The organism is Gemmiger qucibialis (assembly GCF_027689445.1).
Lineage (GTDB): Bacteria > Bacillota > Clostridia > Oscillospirales > Ruminococcaceae > Gemmiger > Gemmiger qucibialis.
The window spans coordinates 108,798-125,508 of sequence record NZ_JAQFEN010000002.1; the positions used below are offsets into that span (position 1 = coordinate 108,798).

Annotated in this window: 12 protein-coding genes; all 12 read left to right on the plus strand. The window is 56.6% G+C overall.

Annotation, left to right across the window (positions count from 1 at the left end):
• Nucleotides 1-23: 23 nt before the first annotated feature.
• The 12 genes from PG062_RS04415 to PG062_RS04470 all read left to right on the plus strand — a co-directional run bounded on the left by PG062_RS04415 (nucleotide 24) and on the right by PG062_RS04470 (nucleotide 16,634).
• Nucleotides 24-1,904: a glycosyl hydrolase 115 family protein gene (locus tag PG062_RS04415; RefSeq protein WP_270751360.1), complete on the plus strand. Its 1,881-nt coding sequence runs from the start codon at nucleotides 24-26 to the stop codon at nucleotides 1,902-1,904.
• A 49-nt stretch (nucleotides 1,905-1,953) separates the two neighbouring features.
• A complete protein-coding gene (locus PG062_RS04420) occupies nucleotides 1,954-2,073 on the plus strand; it encodes a beta-xylosidase family glycoside hydrolase (protein ID WP_270751361.1) in 120 nt (39 codons plus the stop codon).
• Nucleotides 2,074-2,391: 318 nt separating this feature from the next.
• Nucleotides 2,392-3,762, plus strand: coding sequence for an ABC transporter substrate-binding protein (locus PG062_RS04425; protein ID WP_270751362.1), 1,371 nt, complete (start codon nucleotides 2,392-2,394; stop codon nucleotides 3,760-3,762).
• Between the two features lie 104 nt (nucleotides 3,763-3,866).
• Complete coding sequence (locus PG062_RS04430; protein ID WP_270751363.1) at nucleotides 3,867-4,718, plus strand: carbohydrate ABC transporter permease; 852 nt, start codon at nucleotides 3,867-3,869, stop codon at nucleotides 4,716-4,718.
• Entirely contained in the window at nucleotides 4,718-5,602 is an 885-nt protein-coding gene (locus PG062_RS04435) for a carbohydrate ABC transporter permease (protein WP_270751364.1), read from the plus strand. The genes PG062_RS04430 and PG062_RS04435 overlap by 1 nt, the downstream gene beginning before the upstream one ends.
• Before the next feature lie 39 nt (nucleotides 5,603-5,641).
• Nucleotides 5,642-6,655: a LacI family DNA-binding transcriptional regulator gene (locus tag PG062_RS04440; RefSeq protein ID WP_270751365.1), complete on the plus strand. Its 1,014-nt coding sequence runs from the start codon at nucleotides 5,642-5,644 to the stop codon at nucleotides 6,653-6,655.
• 330 nt (nucleotides 6,656-6,985) lie between these two features.
• Entirely contained in the window at nucleotides 6,986-8,539 is a 1,554-nt protein-coding gene (gene malQ, locus PG062_RS04445) for a 4-alpha-glucanotransferase (protein WP_333559383.1), read from the plus strand.
• 524 nt (nucleotides 8,540-9,063) lie between these two features.
• Complete coding sequence (gene pflB / locus PG062_RS04450; RefSeq protein WP_270751367.1) at nucleotides 9,064-11,316, plus strand: formate C-acetyltransferase; 2,253 nt, start codon at nucleotides 9,064-9,066, stop codon at nucleotides 11,314-11,316.
• A 212-nt stretch (nucleotides 11,317-11,528) separates the two neighbouring features.
• Nucleotides 11,529-12,293: a pyruvate formate-lyase-activating protein gene (gene pflA / locus PG062_RS04455; protein WP_270751368.1), complete on the plus strand. Its 765-nt coding sequence runs from the start codon at nucleotides 11,529-11,531 to the stop codon at nucleotides 12,291-12,293.
• 508 nt (nucleotides 12,294-12,801) lie between these two features.
• Nucleotides 12,802-13,443, plus strand: a complete 642-nt coding sequence (locus PG062_RS04460; RefSeq protein ID WP_270751369.1) for a hypothetical protein — start codon at nucleotides 12,802-12,804, stop codon at nucleotides 13,441-13,443.
• Nucleotides 13,444-13,680: 237 nt separating this feature from the next.
• Nucleotides 13,681-15,132 (plus strand): sugar transferase, encoded by a 1,452-nt coding sequence (locus PG062_RS04465; RefSeq protein ID WP_270751370.1) that lies wholly within the window; start codon nucleotides 13,681-13,683, stop codon nucleotides 15,130-15,132.
• A 131-nt stretch (nucleotides 15,133-15,263) separates the two neighbouring features.
• Complete coding sequence (locus PG062_RS04470; RefSeq protein ID WP_270751371.1) at nucleotides 15,264-16,634, plus strand: MATE family efflux transporter; 1,371 nt, start codon at nucleotides 15,264-15,266, stop codon at nucleotides 16,632-16,634.
• The last annotated feature ends 77 nt before the right edge of the window (nucleotides 16,635-16,711 follow it).

A 16,711-nucleotide genomic window follows, 5' to 3' on the forward strand; every position in this document is an offset into this window, starting at 1 on the left:
GGCGGGGATGATGGTAGAGTGTATTGAAAGGCAGGAAAACAATGGATTTTATGCTCAGCCGTGCCACACGGGTCACGGCGCAGTGGGCCAGTGCGCCCGTGCAGCATGCCGTGGCGCGCTTTTGGCGTGATATGGAAATGACTCTTTCCACCACCGGTTTTGTGCCGGATAACCGCCTGATGATCTGCCTTGCCCCCGCCCTGCCGCCGGAAAGTTATACGCTGGATGTGACGGAAAACCAGCTCACCCTCTGCGCGGCGGATGATTTGGGCGCGGTGTACGGCCTGCTGGATATCAGCCGTCATTACCTGGGGGTAGCACCATTCTGGTTCTGGAACCAGCAGCAGTTTGAGCCCAAACCCTTTGCCACTGTGCCGGAGGGCCGCATTACCGGGCCAGCCGCCGCTGTCGGCTTGCGCGGGTGGGATCTTTCGGATGCACCATGGCTGTCCGCCTGGGCGGATGCCACCGAAAACGGCTGGGAGATGATTTTTGAATCCCTGCTGCGCTACCGCGGCAATATGGTGCGCACCGACAAACAGGCGGACCTTGCCGCCGCCATGGGCCTGCGCCCTGTGCAGAACCCGCAGACCCCGCTGGGGGCTGCCCCGCAGCAGGCTGCGGCGGAAAACCCGGAAGAACGCCATAAAATCTGGCAGGATTCTATCCGCACTCTCAAAACCAGCCCGCGCATCTGGGCGCTGGGCATTGACGGGATGGGGGGTGATCCCGATGGCACAGCCAGCACTGCGGCGCTGCAAGAGCAATGGCAGCTGCTGAACGCCACGGTGCCCGGTGCCGCTGCCTATATTCTGCTGCAGGGCGAAACCGTTGCGCTCTACCAGGAGGGAAAACTCAAAATCCCGGATAGCGTTATCCCCGTTTTAACCCCGGCCCCCAGTGCCAGCAGTGCGGGCGGCCCTGGTCCCGGCGCGCAGCACGGGCTGTGGTTCAGCCTTTGCCGCCGCGATAAGCTGACCGGCAACCCCATGACCGCCTACCCCGGCGGCGATACCGCCGTTAACGGAATGCTGCAGGGAGCCTGGCGCGGCGGGGTGCGCAGCTTCTGGATGGTTGGCACCGGGGACCTGCGCCCCTCCCTGATGGAGTTGAACCTGACCGGTGCTTTGTGGTGTACCCCGGATACCGACTGCGCCGCGCAGCGCACGGCTTACCTGCGCTGTACCTACCGTGCGCCGGATGGCTGGGCACTGACGGACAGCGCACTGGAGGATCTTTCGGTCTGCCTGCGCGCCCGTGCCGAAAGCGCCGTGCAGGCGGGCAGCCCGCCGCAGCCGGTGGGCGAAGCGTTCCTGACCCGCAGCACCCGGCTGTTTGCTTCGGCCTGGCTGTGCGGCAAAACGCAGGGTCCGATTCAGGAACTTGCCGCTCTGCTGCCCGCAGAAAGCTATGCGGAACAGCTGGCTGCCTATCAGCAGCTCTGCACTTCCGCGCTGGAAAATTATGAAACGCTGCTGCCCGGCTGTTCTTACGCCGGGCGGGCCACCACGCCGCTCTGGCAGGAGCAGGTGGTGTTCAGCGTGCGGCTGTACCTGTACGCCCTGCGCGGGGCGGTGCGCTTTTGCACCGCGCGGGAGCAGTTTTTGGATAAGGACTGGCAGAACTGTTTTTGCACCCTGGGCCGTGCGGCGGATGATTTTGGTGCCATGGCGGCTCTGCTGCAGCCCAAAACTGGGTTCTGGGTCGGCTTTTGCAGCGATACCATGCTGGACGGCGCACTGACCGCCCGCGTTCTGACCGGTCTGATGGCGATTCCCCGCGCGGCCGGGGACGGGCCGGATTATGCCGCCTGGCAGGCTCCACTGCCTGGTGCCCCGGCGGCCCCCGTGCCGGATTTTACCCTGTACCGCGCCCTGGTACAGGCGGAAACGAAAAAAGTGTAAGGGCCGGGCCGAAAATGCACCGAAAAATCCATGTATTGCCCTGAGCTTTTTGAGCACCGAGATAACCGGCGGCTTTACCGGCTGCACCGTTGGCATGTATGCCTCCGCCAACGGCACCACCGGCACCAACCACGCCGCTTTCTACTGGTTCGCTTACCAGCGGGTGTGAAACAAGTTGCGCAAAAATATGACAATCAAAAGCAGCTCCCGCCGCCGCGGGGCTGCTTTTGGTTTATAAAGTCGCATTTTGCCGTGAAATTGAAACGTTTCATCAAAATGAATACTACTTTCTTGTTATATTCGACAAGGAAAACGGTTGCGATTCGTGCAAGGCTACAATCTTGCACTCAAAATCCAAAAAACGATTGATTTTTGCAAAACACGGGTGTAGTATAAAGCCATAGCAAGGTTGGAAACGTTACCAACCCGTGAACCACACCCGTCAGCAACGGTGCAACTGGTTCCACTTAAAAAGGAGGATAATACCATGAAATCCAAGCAAACAATCTCTCTCGCCGTGGCATCCATGATGGCTGCCGGCCTGCTGGCAGGTTGCGGTTCCACCGCATCTTCCACTGCTTCCTCTGCTGCAGAAAGCACCGCAGCTTCTTCCGAAGCTGCCAGCTCCGAAGCAGCCGCCCCGGCAGATACCACTGCCGCCGGCAAGGTCTACTACCTGAACTTCAAGCCCGAGCAGGATGAAGCCTGGCAGGCCCTGGCAAAGACCTACACCGAAGAGACCGGCGTTCCCGTTACCGTTGTGACCGCTGCTTCCGGCCAGTACGAAACCACTCTGATGAGCGAAATGGCCAAGAGCGATGCGCCCACCCTGTTCCAGGTCAACGGCCCTGTCGGCCTGGCTAACTGGAAGGATTACTGCTATGACCTGACCGGCTCCAAGATCCTGGGCGACCTGACCAGCGATTCTTACGCCCTGAAAGATGGCGACGCCACCGTGGCCATCGGCTACGTTATCGAGAGCTACGGCCTGATCACCAACAAGACCCTGCTGGAAAAGGCCGGTTACACCACCGATGATATCAAGAGCTTCGCAGACCTGAAGAAGGTTGCCGAGGACATCACCGCCCGCAAGGACGAACTTGGCTTTGCAGCATTCACCTCCGCCGGTATGGATTCTTCCTCTGACTGGCGCTTCAAGACCCACCTGGCCAACCTGCCCATCTACTTTGAGTACCAGGCTGACGGCATCGGCTCCACGGATGCCATCAAGGGCACCTACCTGGATAACTACAAGAACATGTTTGACCTGTACATCAACAACTCCACCTGCGCTCCCACTGAGCTGGCTGGCAAGACTGGCGATGACAGCCGCAACGAGTTCCTGGACAATGAGGCTGTCTTCTTCCAGAACGGTTCTTGGGAATATACCAACCTCGTCGGCGATGGCAAGCCCTTCACCGATGACGACCTGACCATGATCCCCATCTACATTGGCGTGGGCGATGAGGCCAACCAGGGCCTGTGCACCGGCACCGAGAACTACTGGTGTGTAAACAAGGAAGCCGACCAGGCAGATATCGATGCAACTCTCGACTTCATCTACTGGTGCGTCAGCTCTGATGAGGGCACCAAGGCCATGGCAAACGATATGGGCTTTGTTATCCCCTTCAAGAATGCTCAGGAATCCCCCAACCTCTTCGTTAAGGTTGATAATGCTCTGACCGCTGAGGGCAAGACTCCTGTTGCCTGGTGCTTCTCCACCATGCCTTCCGAAAACTGGAAGAACGGCGTTGGCTCTGCTCTGACTGCTTACGCAGCCGGCACTGGCGATTGGAACGCTGTTGTGACCGCCTTTGTGGATGGCTGGAAGACCGAAGCTGCCCTGAATGCAGGCTGATATGAACCAAAATAGCGAGACCTGAATGTTAAAAGCGGGGCGGGCGATGATTCGCCCGCCCTGCTCTTTTATGTGCTCAAGTACGTGCTCAAGGGGGTACTGTTATGGAAAAAGCGATCCAGCGCTATTGGCCCGTGTTCGTGTTGCCCACCCTGCTGGCCTTTATCATCGGCTTTATCTGGCCGTTTATCTGGGGCGTGGCGCTTTCGTTCTGCAAATTCACAACTGTTCAAAATGTTACCTTTGTTGGTCTCGGCAACTATGCCAAGATCTGGCTGGATGATACCTTCACCCATGCGTTCTGGTTCACTGCGGTGTTTACTGTGGTGTCCACGGTGCTCATCAATGTGCTGGCGTTCGGCATTGCGCTGCTGCTTACCCGCGGCATCCGCGGCACCAACATCTTCCGTACCACCTTCTTTATGCCCAACCTGATCGGCGGCATTATCCTTGGCTATATCTGGCAGATTCTGCTCAACGGCGTACTCAGCGCACTCGAAAAACCGCTGCTTTCCCTGAACGCCACGTACGGCTTCTTGGGCCTTGTCATTCTGATGTGCTGGCAGCAGATCGGTTACATGATGATCATCTACATTGCTGGCCTGCAGAACGTGCCGCTGGATCTGATCGAAGCCGCCAAGATCGATGGCGCAAACGCCAAGCAGATCCTGTTCAAGATCAAGATCCCCATGGTTATGCCCAGCATTACCATCTGCACCTTCCTGACTTTGACCAACTCCTTCAAGCTGTTTGACCAGAACCTGTCCCTGACCGGCGGCGAACCGGCCAAGCAGACCATGATGCTGGCTTACAACATTTATGATACCTTCTATGCCCGCTCCGGACCCCAGTGGAAGGGCATCGGCCAGGCAAAGGCTGTTGTGTTCTGCCTGTTTGTTGTGGTGCTGGCCGTACTCCAGCAAAAGCTGACCCAGTCCAAGGAGGTGCAGCAGTAATGGAAAAAACCATCAAAAAACCGGTGGAAGAAAAACCTACCGTTGGCAAAGCGGACCGCCGCATCAATGCCATTCTCAGCGTGGTGCTTGGAGTGCTGTGCGTTGCATGGATCTACCCCATCGTCATGATCTTCTTTAACTCCCTCAAAACCGAGCGCGCCATTACCACCTCCCGCGCGTTTGAGCTGCCCACGGCCGGAACCTTTGTCGGTCTCAAAAACTATATTTACGGCATCCAGGAAATGGACTTTTTGTCTTCCTTCTGGTATAGCCTAGTCATTACTGTCAGTTCCGTTGTGCTGATTCTGCTGTGCTGCTCCATGTGCGCATGGTTCATCACCCGTGTCAACGGCAAACTTTCCAAACTGATGTACGGCTTGTGCATGTTCAGCATGGTGGTGCCGTTCCAGATGGTCATGTTTACCCTGGCCAAAACAGCGGATAGCTTAAAATTGAACAACCCTTACAACATCTGCATCATCTACCTCGGTTTCGGTGCCGGTCTCGCGGTGTTCATGTTCACCGGCTTTATGAAGAGCATGCCGGTTGAAATTGAGGAAGCCGCTATGATCGATGGCTGCAACCCGCTGCAGATTTTCTTCCGCGTGGTCTGCCCGATCTTAAAGCCGACGATGATCTCTACCGCAATCCTGGAAACCATGTGGGTCTGGAACGACTATCTGCTGCCCACCCTGGTGCTGGATATCAAAACCTACCGCACCATCCCCATGGCGATTCAGTATTTCCGCGGCAGTTACGGCAAGGTGGAAATGGCGCCCATGATGGCCTGCATCATGATCACCATTCTGCCGGTCATTATTCTGTATCTGATCTGCCAAAAGTATATCATTGATGGTGTGGTGGCCGGTGCTGTAAAGGGCTAATGGCTGCGGCACCCTGCTGCCGGAAGGAGTTTTCTGTGTATGACCATCAAAGATATTGCAAAAGAATCGGGGTATGCCATCGGCACGGTTTCGCGGGTGCTCAACAATAACCCCAGCGTCAGTCCGGCCGCCCGCGCCAAGATTCTTGAGGTCATCAAGCGGTATAATTATCAGCCAAACTCCAACGCCAAACACCTGAAACAGCAAAGCAGCGATGGCCTTGCCCTGATCGTAAAGGGCACCCAGAACATGTTGTTTGTGGACATTCTGGAAAAAATGCAGGCTATCCTGGAGGAACGCGGATATGTTTCCACGGTCTATTATATTGATGAAGAAGCCAACGAAGTTGCGCAGGCCGAACTGATCTGCGCCGAGCGCAAACCTTATGGTATTGCTTTCCTTGGCTCTAACCTGGAATACTTCACACCGCAGCTGGCGGAACTGCGTGTTCCATGCCTGCTGCTGACCAACAGCGCCGCAACCCTGAACATCCCCAACCTGTCCAGCGTCAGCGTGGACGATGTTTCGGCATCGTCCCTGATGATTGAGTACCTGTATGCGCAGGGCCACCGCAAGATCGGGCTGATCGGCGGTAAGCCAGACCAGTCCCGCCCCAGTCTGTCCCGTCTGACCGGCAGCCAGAGCGCTATGTTCCGCCTTGGCCTGCCGTTCGAGATGGAAAAGCAGTATGCCTATGCCCGGTTTTCGCTGCAAAGCGGATATACCGCCATGGAATACCTGCTCAAGCACTGCCCGGATATTACGGCAGTGTTTGCCATGTCGGACCTGATGGCCCTGGGCGCGATCCGTGCCCTGAATGACCATGGCCTGCGTGTGCCGCAGGATATCTCGGTTTCGGGCTATGACGGTATTGCGCTGGGGCGCTACAGCAACCCGCGGCTGACCACCATCCGCCAGAACTCGGAACGACTGGCCCAGCGCGGTGCGGAAATTCTGCTCAACTGTATTGAAAACGGAAGCAGCGCGGTACATGAAGTGGTTCCATTTGAATTGATTGAGGACGAAAGTGTTGCGGCTTTGCCCAATCATTGAACGAACCAGACATATGCGGAGTATATAAGGCAACACCGCACAATTCCCGCCTGACGGCTTAAGCACCGCTCCGGCGGCTGCGGCACGGCATCTGCGTTGCCAAAATGCTCGATAATGTCGGGTTGCGGTACCCGCATCGTGCTTCGGGGGCAAAAGCCCCTCGCACTCTGCGACCGCTGCCCCTGCTTCGGTTCGCTGCATCCGCCACTGGCGGCGCTTACCTTTGCAGCATCCAGTATTATCTGCGCTTTTGGCTTAGCATCTGCCGCACCTCGCTCGCCGTATCGGCACTTAGAATTATGCGGTATTGCCTAAAGAAAAGAGGTTTCCCTGATGAGAGCAAGCGGCATTCTGCTGCATATTTCCAGCCTGCCCTCCCCCCATGGCATCGGCACCATGGGCGCGGCAGCAAAAGATTTTGTGGATTTCCTAGTCAAAGCCGGTCAGGCTTACTGGCAGATCCTTCCGGTTTGCCCCACCAGCTATGGCGACAGCCCTTACCAGTCTTTTTCTACCTTTGCGGGCAATCCGTATTTTATTGACCTGGACCTGCTGGCCAAAGCGGGCCTCCTCCAGCCGGAAGAATATGAATCTATCGACTGGGAAAGCACCCCTGGCTGTGTCAATTACGGAGTGTTGTACCAAAAGCGTTATGCGGTGCTGCACAAAGCCTGTGCCCGCCTGTTGGCAGCGCCCCCGGCGGATTACGCCGATTTTTTGGCGAAAAACGCGTTCTGGCTGCCGGACTATGCCCTGTTCATGGCCCTGAAAGATGCCCATAACGGGGTCTGCTGGCAGCAGTGGGAAGAACCGCTGCGCCGCCGCGAACCGGAGACCTTGGCCGCGGCCCGCGCCAAATATGCGGCGGATATTGACTTCTGGCAGGCTGTGCAGTATCTGTTCTATACCCAGTGGCATGACCTGAAAGCCTATGCCAACGCGCAGGGCATTGAGATTATCGGCGACCTGCCGATCTATGTGGCGGAGGACAGCGTGGATGTCTGGTCCTGCCCGCAGGAGTTCCAGCTGGACGAAAACCTGGTCCCCACCGAGGTGGCCGGCTGCCCGCCGGATGGCTTCTCCGCCACCGGTCAGCTATGGGGCAACCCGCTGTTTGACTGGGACGCTATGGCTGCCAACGGCTATGCCTGGTGGGTGCGCCGCATCCGCCACCTGTGCGGAATTTATGATGTGTTGCGCATTGACCATTTCCGCGGCTTTGCGGGGTATTATGCCATCCCCTATGGTGATAAGACCGCCGAAAACGGCCGCTGGCGCACTGGGCCGGGCTATGCCCTCTTTGCTACCGTCAAAAAAGAGCTGGGCAGCCCCCGCATTATTGCTGAGGACTTGGGCTTTTTGACCGATGATGTGCGCGCTCTGCTGAAAGAATGCGCCTACCCCGGCATGAAAGTGCTGGAATTTGCCTTTGACAGCCGTGACGGCGGTGACTACCGCCCCCACAGCTACCCCACCAACTGCATTGCTTACACTGGCACCCATGATAATGAGCCGGTGGACGGCTGGTTTGGAACCGCTCTGCCGGACGATATTGAGCGCGCCATCCAGTACCTGAATCTGACCAAAGAGGAAGGTATGAACTGGGGCATGATGCGCGGCATCTGGTCCAGCGTGGCGGATCTGGCCGTGGTACAGGCCCAGGATGTGCTGGGCCTTGGGCATGAAGCCAGGATGAACACCCCCGCCACCTTGGGCGGTAACTGGTGCTGGCGCGCCCTGCCCGGCGCCTTTACCCCGGAGCTGGCCCAAAAGCTGCATGACGCTATGGAGCTGTATGGCCGCCTGCCGGAAGAACCCGCTGCAGAACCCGATGAAACAGAAAAATCGGAAGACGCAGAAAAAGCGGCGGAACCCAAAACCTGATCTCTCCCTCTCCAACGCCCCCCACCGGAGCAGCTTCCGGTGCGGGGGCTTTTTTTGCAAATTTTTGGGTTGTTGCCTTGGCAACAGACAGCCCCGATGCGGGTTGGTATACTAAAGGCACTCTGCAGGGGATGCTGAACCAACAACCCGGCAGAGCCGGTATGAAAACCCCGACTTTTGAAAGTGCTTTCCATGTTAGCACAACCTAACCACGAAAGACAAAATTATACCTGCACCGTTCGCCAAGGGAAGCCACCGACATGTGCGGCAAATGCCATGCACAAAAAGCAATGCAAAAGTTTCCAACACAATTTTTGGTGTAGTTGTTGCTTTTTGTAAGGACATATGGTAGAATGATTGTGGCCCGGATACGGGCTGGTCAATGGCGTCCTTTTGGGCTGGAACCGTGGGCAACGCAGAAAAGCTGCCCGCCCGCCAGCTGGAAAAGGACAAGATTTTCAATAGTTGGTTAGAATAACCTAACTAATAGAGCAGCGCATTTGGTTTACAACAGGAGGTAACCGATGACAGATTTTGTACAGTGGGAAGGCTTCCAGGGCCGCATCTGGAAAGAAGAAGTCAACACCCGCGATTTTATCCAGAAGAACTACCGCCCCTACTCCGGCGATGAAAGCTTCCTTGCCGGCCCCACCGAAGCAACCGATAAGCTTTGGGGTGCTCTGCAGGTTCTGCAGAAGGAAGAGCGCGCCAAGGGCGGCGTTCTGGATATGGAGACTGAAGTGGTTTCCGGCATGACCGCTTACGGCCCCGGCTATATCAGCGAGGACCTGAAGGATCTGGAAAAAGTCGTCGGCCTGCAGACCGATAAGCCCCTCAAGCGCGCCTTCATGCCCTATGGCGGCATCAAGATGGCAGAACAGGCCTGCACCACCTATGGCTATACTCCGTCCCCGAAGCTGCACGAAATCTTTACCAAGTATGCCCGCACCCACAACACCGCTGTGTTTGATGCCTACACCCCGGAGATGAAAAAGGCACGCCACAGCCACATTGTGACCGGCCTGCCCGATACCTATGGCCGCGGCCGCATCGTTGGCGACTACCGCCGCGTTGCCCTGTACGGCATTGACTACCTGATCAAAGAAAAGCAGAACGACTTTGCCAACTGTGGTGACGGCACCATGACCGATGACGTCATCCGTCTGCGCGAAGAGATCGCCCTGCAGATCCGCGCCCTGAACGATATGAAGGCCATGGCCGCTGCTTACGGCTATGATATCTCCCTGCCCGCTGCCAACGCCAAGGAGGCTGTGCAGTGGCTGTACTTTGGCTATCTGGCTGCCATCAAGACCCAGAACGGCGCTGCCATGAGCGTTGGCCGTATCTCCACCTTCCTGGATATCTACATCCAGCGCGACCTGGATAAGGGCATCCTGACCGAGACCGAGGCCCAGGAACTGATCGACCACCTGACCATGAAGTTCCGCATGGTCAAGTTTGCCCGTATCCCCAGCTACAACCAGCTGTTCAGCGGCGACCCCGTGTGGGCTACCCTGGAAGTTGGCGGCATCGGCATGGATGGCCGCTCCATGGTCACCAAGACCGACTTCCGCTTCCTGCATACCCTGGAAAATATGGGCCCCGCACCGGAGCCGAACCTGACCGTTCTGTACTCCTCTGCTCTGCCCAAGACCTTTAAGGATTACGCCTCCAAGATCTCTATCAAGACGTCCTCCGTCCAGTACGAGAACGACGATGTGATGAAGCCTGTCTGGGGCGACGACTACTCCATCTGCTGCTGCGTTTCCGCAACCCAGACCGGCAAGGAGATGCAGTTCTTCGGCGCACGTGCCAACCTGGGCAAGTGCCTGCTGTATGCCATCAACGGCGGTATGGACGAAAAGCTGCATGAGCAGATTGGCCCTCACTATGCCCCCATCACTGCAGAGTACCTGGATTATGACGAAGTTATTGCCAGGTATGACGTTATGATGGATTGGCTGGCAGGCCTGTACGTCAATGTGCTGAACCTGATCCAGTACATGCACGACAAGTACTACTATGAGGCGGCTGAAATGGCCCTGATCGATACCGATGTGCGCCGCACCTTTGCCACCGGTATTGCCGGCTTCAGCCATGTAGTTGACTCCCTGAGCGCAATCAAGTACGCCAAGGTCAAGTGCGTGCGTGACGAGACCGGTCTGGTTACCGATTACGAGATCGAGGGCGAATTCCCCCGTTACGGCAACGATGACGACCGCGCCGATGATATCGCTGTCTGGCTGCTGCGCACCTTCCTGGAGAAGATCAAGCGTCGCCACACCTACCGCAACTCCGAGGCTACCACCTCTATCCTGACCATCACCTCCAATGTGGTATACGGTAAGGCAACCGGCGCAATGCCGGATGGCCGCGCAGCCTTTACCCCGTTTGCCCCCGGTGCAAACCCGGCTTACGGCGCAGAGCAGAACGGCCTGCTGGCCAGCCTGAACAGCGTTGCCAAGCTGCCCTACCACTGGGCACTGGACGGCATCTCCAACACCCAGACCATCAACCCCGACGCTCTGGGCCACAGCGAGGGCGAGCGCGTTGAGAACCTGGTCCAGGTGATGGACGGCTACTTTGACCAGGGCGCCCACCACCTGAACGTCAACGTCTTTGGCACTGAAAAGCTGATCGACGCCATGGAGCACCCGGAGAAGGAAGAGTACGCCAACTTCACCATCCGTGTTTCCGGCTATGCCGTCAAGTTCATTGACCTGACCCGCGAACAGCAGATGGACGTTATTGCTCGTACCTGCCACAAGAAGATGTAATTGCTGCGGCGTGACTGTCGACTAGCATACAAGGCCCGCGGCTGCGTTTTGCGGCCGCGGGCTTTTTGGGCAAATGCGTGGTATAATAGGGGAGGAAACGCAGGACTCCAGCCCAGTCACGCGTTGAAAAATGCGTATACCCCAGTAGGGCGGGGTCACCCGCCCCTGCCACATCCCAAACTCAACACCAACCGCAAAAGAGGTAATATTCCATGGAGCAAAACACCCCCATCACCGGCCGCATCCATTCGGTCGAAACGTTCGGCCTTGTCGATGGCCCCGGCGTGCGGTATGTCCTGTTTGTGCAGGGCTGTGCCATGCGCTGCCGCTATTGCCATAACCCCGAAACCTGGCCCTGCACCATTGGGGAGCAGCAAACCCCGGCCCAGGCCCTGCAAAAAGCCCTGCGCTATCGCACCTACTGGAAAAATAACGGTGGCCTGACCGTCAGCGGCGGTGAACCGCTGTTACAGATCGACTTTGTGTCGGAGCTGTTCCGCCTGGCCAAACTGCAGGGCGTGCATACCACCCTGGATACCGCCGGCCAGCCCTACACCACCGCGGAACCGTTCTATTCCAAGTTTGAGACCCTGATGCAGAACACCGACCTGGTGATGCTGGACCTGAAAGCCTTTTACCCGGACCGCCACAAGGCCCTGACTGGCTGCGATAACACCCCCATTCTGGATATGGCGCGCTGGATGGGCGAACACGGCAAATCCATGTGGATCCGCCACGTTCTGGTGCCCGGGCTGACGGACGATGAAGCCGAGCTGCGGGAGATGAGCGATTTTATCAAATCCCTTGGCAGCGTGCGCCGCGTGGAGGTGCTGCCCTACCATACCCTTGGCCTGTTCAAGTGGGAAAAACTTGGCATCACCTACAGCCTGGATGGCGTTCAGCCGCCCAGCGAGGAAGCGGTTCAGCGCGCTGAAGAGCTGCTTTGCATCAAGGAGTATCCGGATTTCAAAAAGTAAGGGCAATACCGCATAATTCTAAGTGCCGATACAGCGAGCGAGGTGCGGCAGCTGCTAAGCCAAAAGCGCAGATAATACTGGATGCTGCAAAGGTGAGCGCCGCCAGTGGCGGAAACAGCGAACCGAAGCAGGGACAGCGGTCGCAGAGTGCGAGGGGCTTTTGCCCCCGAAGCACGATGCGGGTACCGCAACCCGACATTATCGAGCATTTTGGCAACGCAGATGCCGTGCCGCAGCCGCCGGAGCGGTGCTTGAGCCGCAAGGCGGGAATTGTGCGGTGTTGCCTAAGGCAAGCTGTGCCGCTAAACGCGAAAATTTATTTCAAAAACAGATAAAAAGTGCTTGACGAACCACTTGAAACATGGTATAGTATACGCGTGGTTAGCGAGGACTAACCGACAGGGCCGCTTTTGCTGACGGCGCATGGAATGCCTCCCATCGCCGTGGCCCAGAAAAGGAACAGGTTTGCTCCCTGCTCCTGTCAAAGTCAGGCAGTTCTCCGTTTCAGGTGTTTGCTCTGCACCTTTTTCATTGCCTGAATCAAAACAATATAGCCCTCTCCCCAGCTGCTCCTTGGGAAGAGGGCTTTATTGTTTTGTTTTTATGTGGAGGTTGGGGAAGAATGGGGGCGGGTGGAAGATATAAGGCAATACCGCATAATTCTAAGTGCCGATACGGCGAGCGAGGTGCGGCAGATGCCAAGCCAAAAGCGCAGATAATACTGGATGCTGCAAAGGTGAGCGCCGCCAGTGGCGGAAACAGCGAACCGAAGCAGGGGCAGCGGTCGCAGAGTGCGAGGGGCTTTTGCCCCCGAAGCACGATGCGGGTACCGCAACCCGACATTATCGAGCATTTTGGCAACGCAGATGCCGTGCCGCAGCTGCCGGAGCGGTGCTTAAGCCGCAAGGCGGGAATTGTGCGGTGTTGCCATAAATTACGGATCCACGGTGTGGGCCGCGCCGGTACCTCTACCGTGTTCCCGCAGTCTGTATTTGCCCTGTGTGATTCCACAAAGACTCTACGCTGCCTGGTGCCGGCAAGTCGGGCAGGAAGATTCAAAAACGAAAAACAAATCCACGAAAAAACGATGAAAATAAGACGCGGACCCAAGATGCAAGATATCCTGCTGTTTTTTGATAATTATAGCTAAAATGATTGAAAGCCGCATCTTAATATGATAAAATGTAAATATTCATATGACATAAAGAGGAAAGAAAAAAGCTGGTTTTGCCCTGTGGGGAAAAGGCCTTTGCGGGCTTGCAGGCAAAACGGCATTGCGGTAGCTTTGCCGCAAAATACTGGTGCTGCCTTATCAACGGGGCGCAGTGGTATGCAGGCCGGCGGGCCTGGGATATGAAGAAAACTTGGAAGAAAAGGGAAACAGGGTATGATTACAAAGCGCGAAAAGCTGCAGTATGTCTATGTCTTTTTAACAGACCTTGCAGCTCTGGCCGCCAGTGTGATTCTGGCATGGCTGATCGTTGGCGGCATTATGGGGCAGCTGCTGCCTTACAGTGTTCTGGATTGGGTTCAGGCGCTGGTTTTGCTGGTGCTGGCCTATACCGTTACATTTTTCTGTTTTGACCAGACGGAAAACATTGTCAAGCGTACCCGCGGGCAGGAAGCCAAACTTTCCATCAAGTCCAACCTGCTGATGATGGTGATCTATTCTGCTTTTCTGACGCTGTCCAAAGCGGTTTTGCAGGATTCCCGCTATTTTCTGGTGGGGGTCGTGTCGTTTAACCTCTTCCTGCTCCCAGCGGCCCATGCCCTGCTTAAAAAGCTGCTGGTAAAAGCCCCTGACAGTCTCCAGAACGAAACGCTGGTTGGCATTGTTACCACCGGTGACCATGCAGGCAAGATGATCCGTGAGATCAGCAACGACTGGTCCCGCCGTGTGTGCGGTGTGGCCCTGCTGGAAGCCACGGGGGATGCAATCGGTACCAAGGTGGAGAATATTGAGATAAAAGCCAATTATGATACCTTTATGAACTGGCTGCGCCGCGCCGCTTTGGATGAAGTGTATATCGATGTTCCGATGGACAGCGGCGAATCCTTTATCCCGTACCTGGAAGAGATGGAAAGCATGGGCCTGACCGTGCATTTCCACATGCCGCTGCTGGACCGCATCGAGGAAAGCTGCTGCAACGAAACCAGCTCCGCCCGCCTGTGCCGCGATCTGGGCCGCTGCGCTGGCGGCAACCTGGTTACCATGGCTACCATTGAACCAAAGCTGCGGGACCAGCTCCTGAAGCGCCTGATGGATATTTTGGGCAGCCTGGTGGGCTGCATCATCAGCATCCCCATCATTGCCATTACAGCCATCCCCCTGAAACTGGAAAGTCCCGGCCCGCTCTTCTTTAAGCAGAAGCGAGTGGGCCGCAATGGCCGTGTTTTCTACATCCATAAGCTGCGCAGCATGTATATGGATGCCGAGGAACGCAAAAAGGAACTGATGGCCCAGAACGAGATGAACGGCCTGATGTTCAAAATGCAGGATGACCCCCGCATTACCAAGGTGGGTAAGTTTATCCGCAAAACAAGCATTGACGAACTGCCGCAGTTCTTTGATGTTCTGCGCGGAGATATGAGCCTTGTCGGCACCCGCCCGCCCACGCTGGACGAGTATAAACAGTACGAAAGCCACCACAAGCGCCGCCTTTCCATGAAACCGGGCATCACCGGCCTGTGGCAGGTCAGCGGCCGCAGCGATATTGAGGATTTTGAGGACGTTGTCAAACTGGACGTTCAATACATTGATAACTGGAGCCTGTGGGGCGATATAAAGATCCTCTTCAAGACCGTATGGGTCGTCTTTGCCGGCCGGGGGGCAAAGTAAATCGTTAAATGCGTGGAATGGGAACCTAAAATATAAAAACATCAATCCGGAACCCATTCTTTCAACACAATAAGCGGAGCAGGGAACTGTTCCACTTTTTTTACAACAAAAACGCAGGAGGTACTTTGATTATGGCTGCAACGCAAAACAGGGATATGGGGAGCGGCAGCATTCCCAAGCTGCTGGCCCAGCTGGCACTGCCCGCGGTGGTGGCGCAGGTGGTAAACCTGCTGTATAACATTGTGGACCGCATCTATATCGGCCATATGCCGGAGGTCGGCGCATCCGCGCTGACGGGCGTTGGCCTGTTTACCCCCATTTTGATGCTGATTACCGCGTTTGCCATGCTGTGCGGCTCCGGCGGCGCGCCCCGCGCGGCCATTGCCATGGGCCGCGGCGATGACGATGCCGCCGAAAAGATCATGGGCAACTGCTTTACGCTGCTGCTGATTCTGGCGGCTGTGCTGACCGTTGTGTTTTATTTCGCTGCGCCGTCCCTGCTGGTGCTGTTCGGTGCCAGCGAAAAAACGCTGCCTTATGCGCTGGATTACGCCCGCATCTATATCATCGGCACCATTTTTGTGCTCATCGTTATGGGCATGAACCCCTTTGTCACCACCCAGGGCTTTGCCACGTTCAGCATGATGACCACCGTGATCGGCGCTGTGTGCAACATCATCCTGGACCCCATCCTGATTTTTGCCCTCAATATGGGGGTGCGCGGTGCCGCCACGGCGACTGTCATCAGCCAGGCGGTGGGCGCGGTGTGGGTGCTGCGCTTTTTGACCGGCAGCCGCACCAGGCTGCGCCTGAGCGTGAAAAACATGCCGCTGGTGGGAAAAGTCATCGGCCCCTGCCTTGGGCTGGGCGTTTCCACCTTTGTGATGATTGCCACCGAAAGTATCCTTTCCATCAGCTTCAACTCCAGCCTGGCGCGCTATGGCGGCGATATCGCCGTCGGCGCCATGACCATCATCACCAGCGCCACCCAGCTGCTCAGCATGCCGGTGCAGGGGCTTTGCCAGGGCGCACAGCCCATCATGAGCTTTAACTTTGGCGCGGGCAAGGGCGACCGCGTCAAACAGGCGTTTCGGTTACAGTTCATCATCTGCGTGGTATATGCGGTCGCGTTCTGGGCCGCCTGCATGCTGGTGCCCCAGATGTTTGCGCGCATCTTCTCCACCGATCCGGAACTGGTGCGGTACACGGCCTGGGCCATGCGCGTTTACATGGCGGGTATTTTCTCCACCGGGTTCCAGGTTTCCTGCCAGCAGAGTTTTGTGGCGCTGGGCCAAGCCAAGATCAGTCTGTTCATGGCCTGCCTGCGCAAGCTGATTTTGCTGATTCCCCTGATCTTTATCCTGCCCCTGATTTTGCAGGACAAGGTTTTTGCTGTCTTTTTGGCCGAGCCGGTCAGCGATATCATCGCGGCAACCGTAACCTGCAGCGCATTCTTTATCCGCTTTAACAAGATTCTGGCCACCAGCCAGAAAAAGGCGTAAGAATTTGTGGGATACCCGTCTCCCTGCAGTGTATTTTATAATGGGCAATCAACATTTGCCGTGCCTCCCACCCCGTA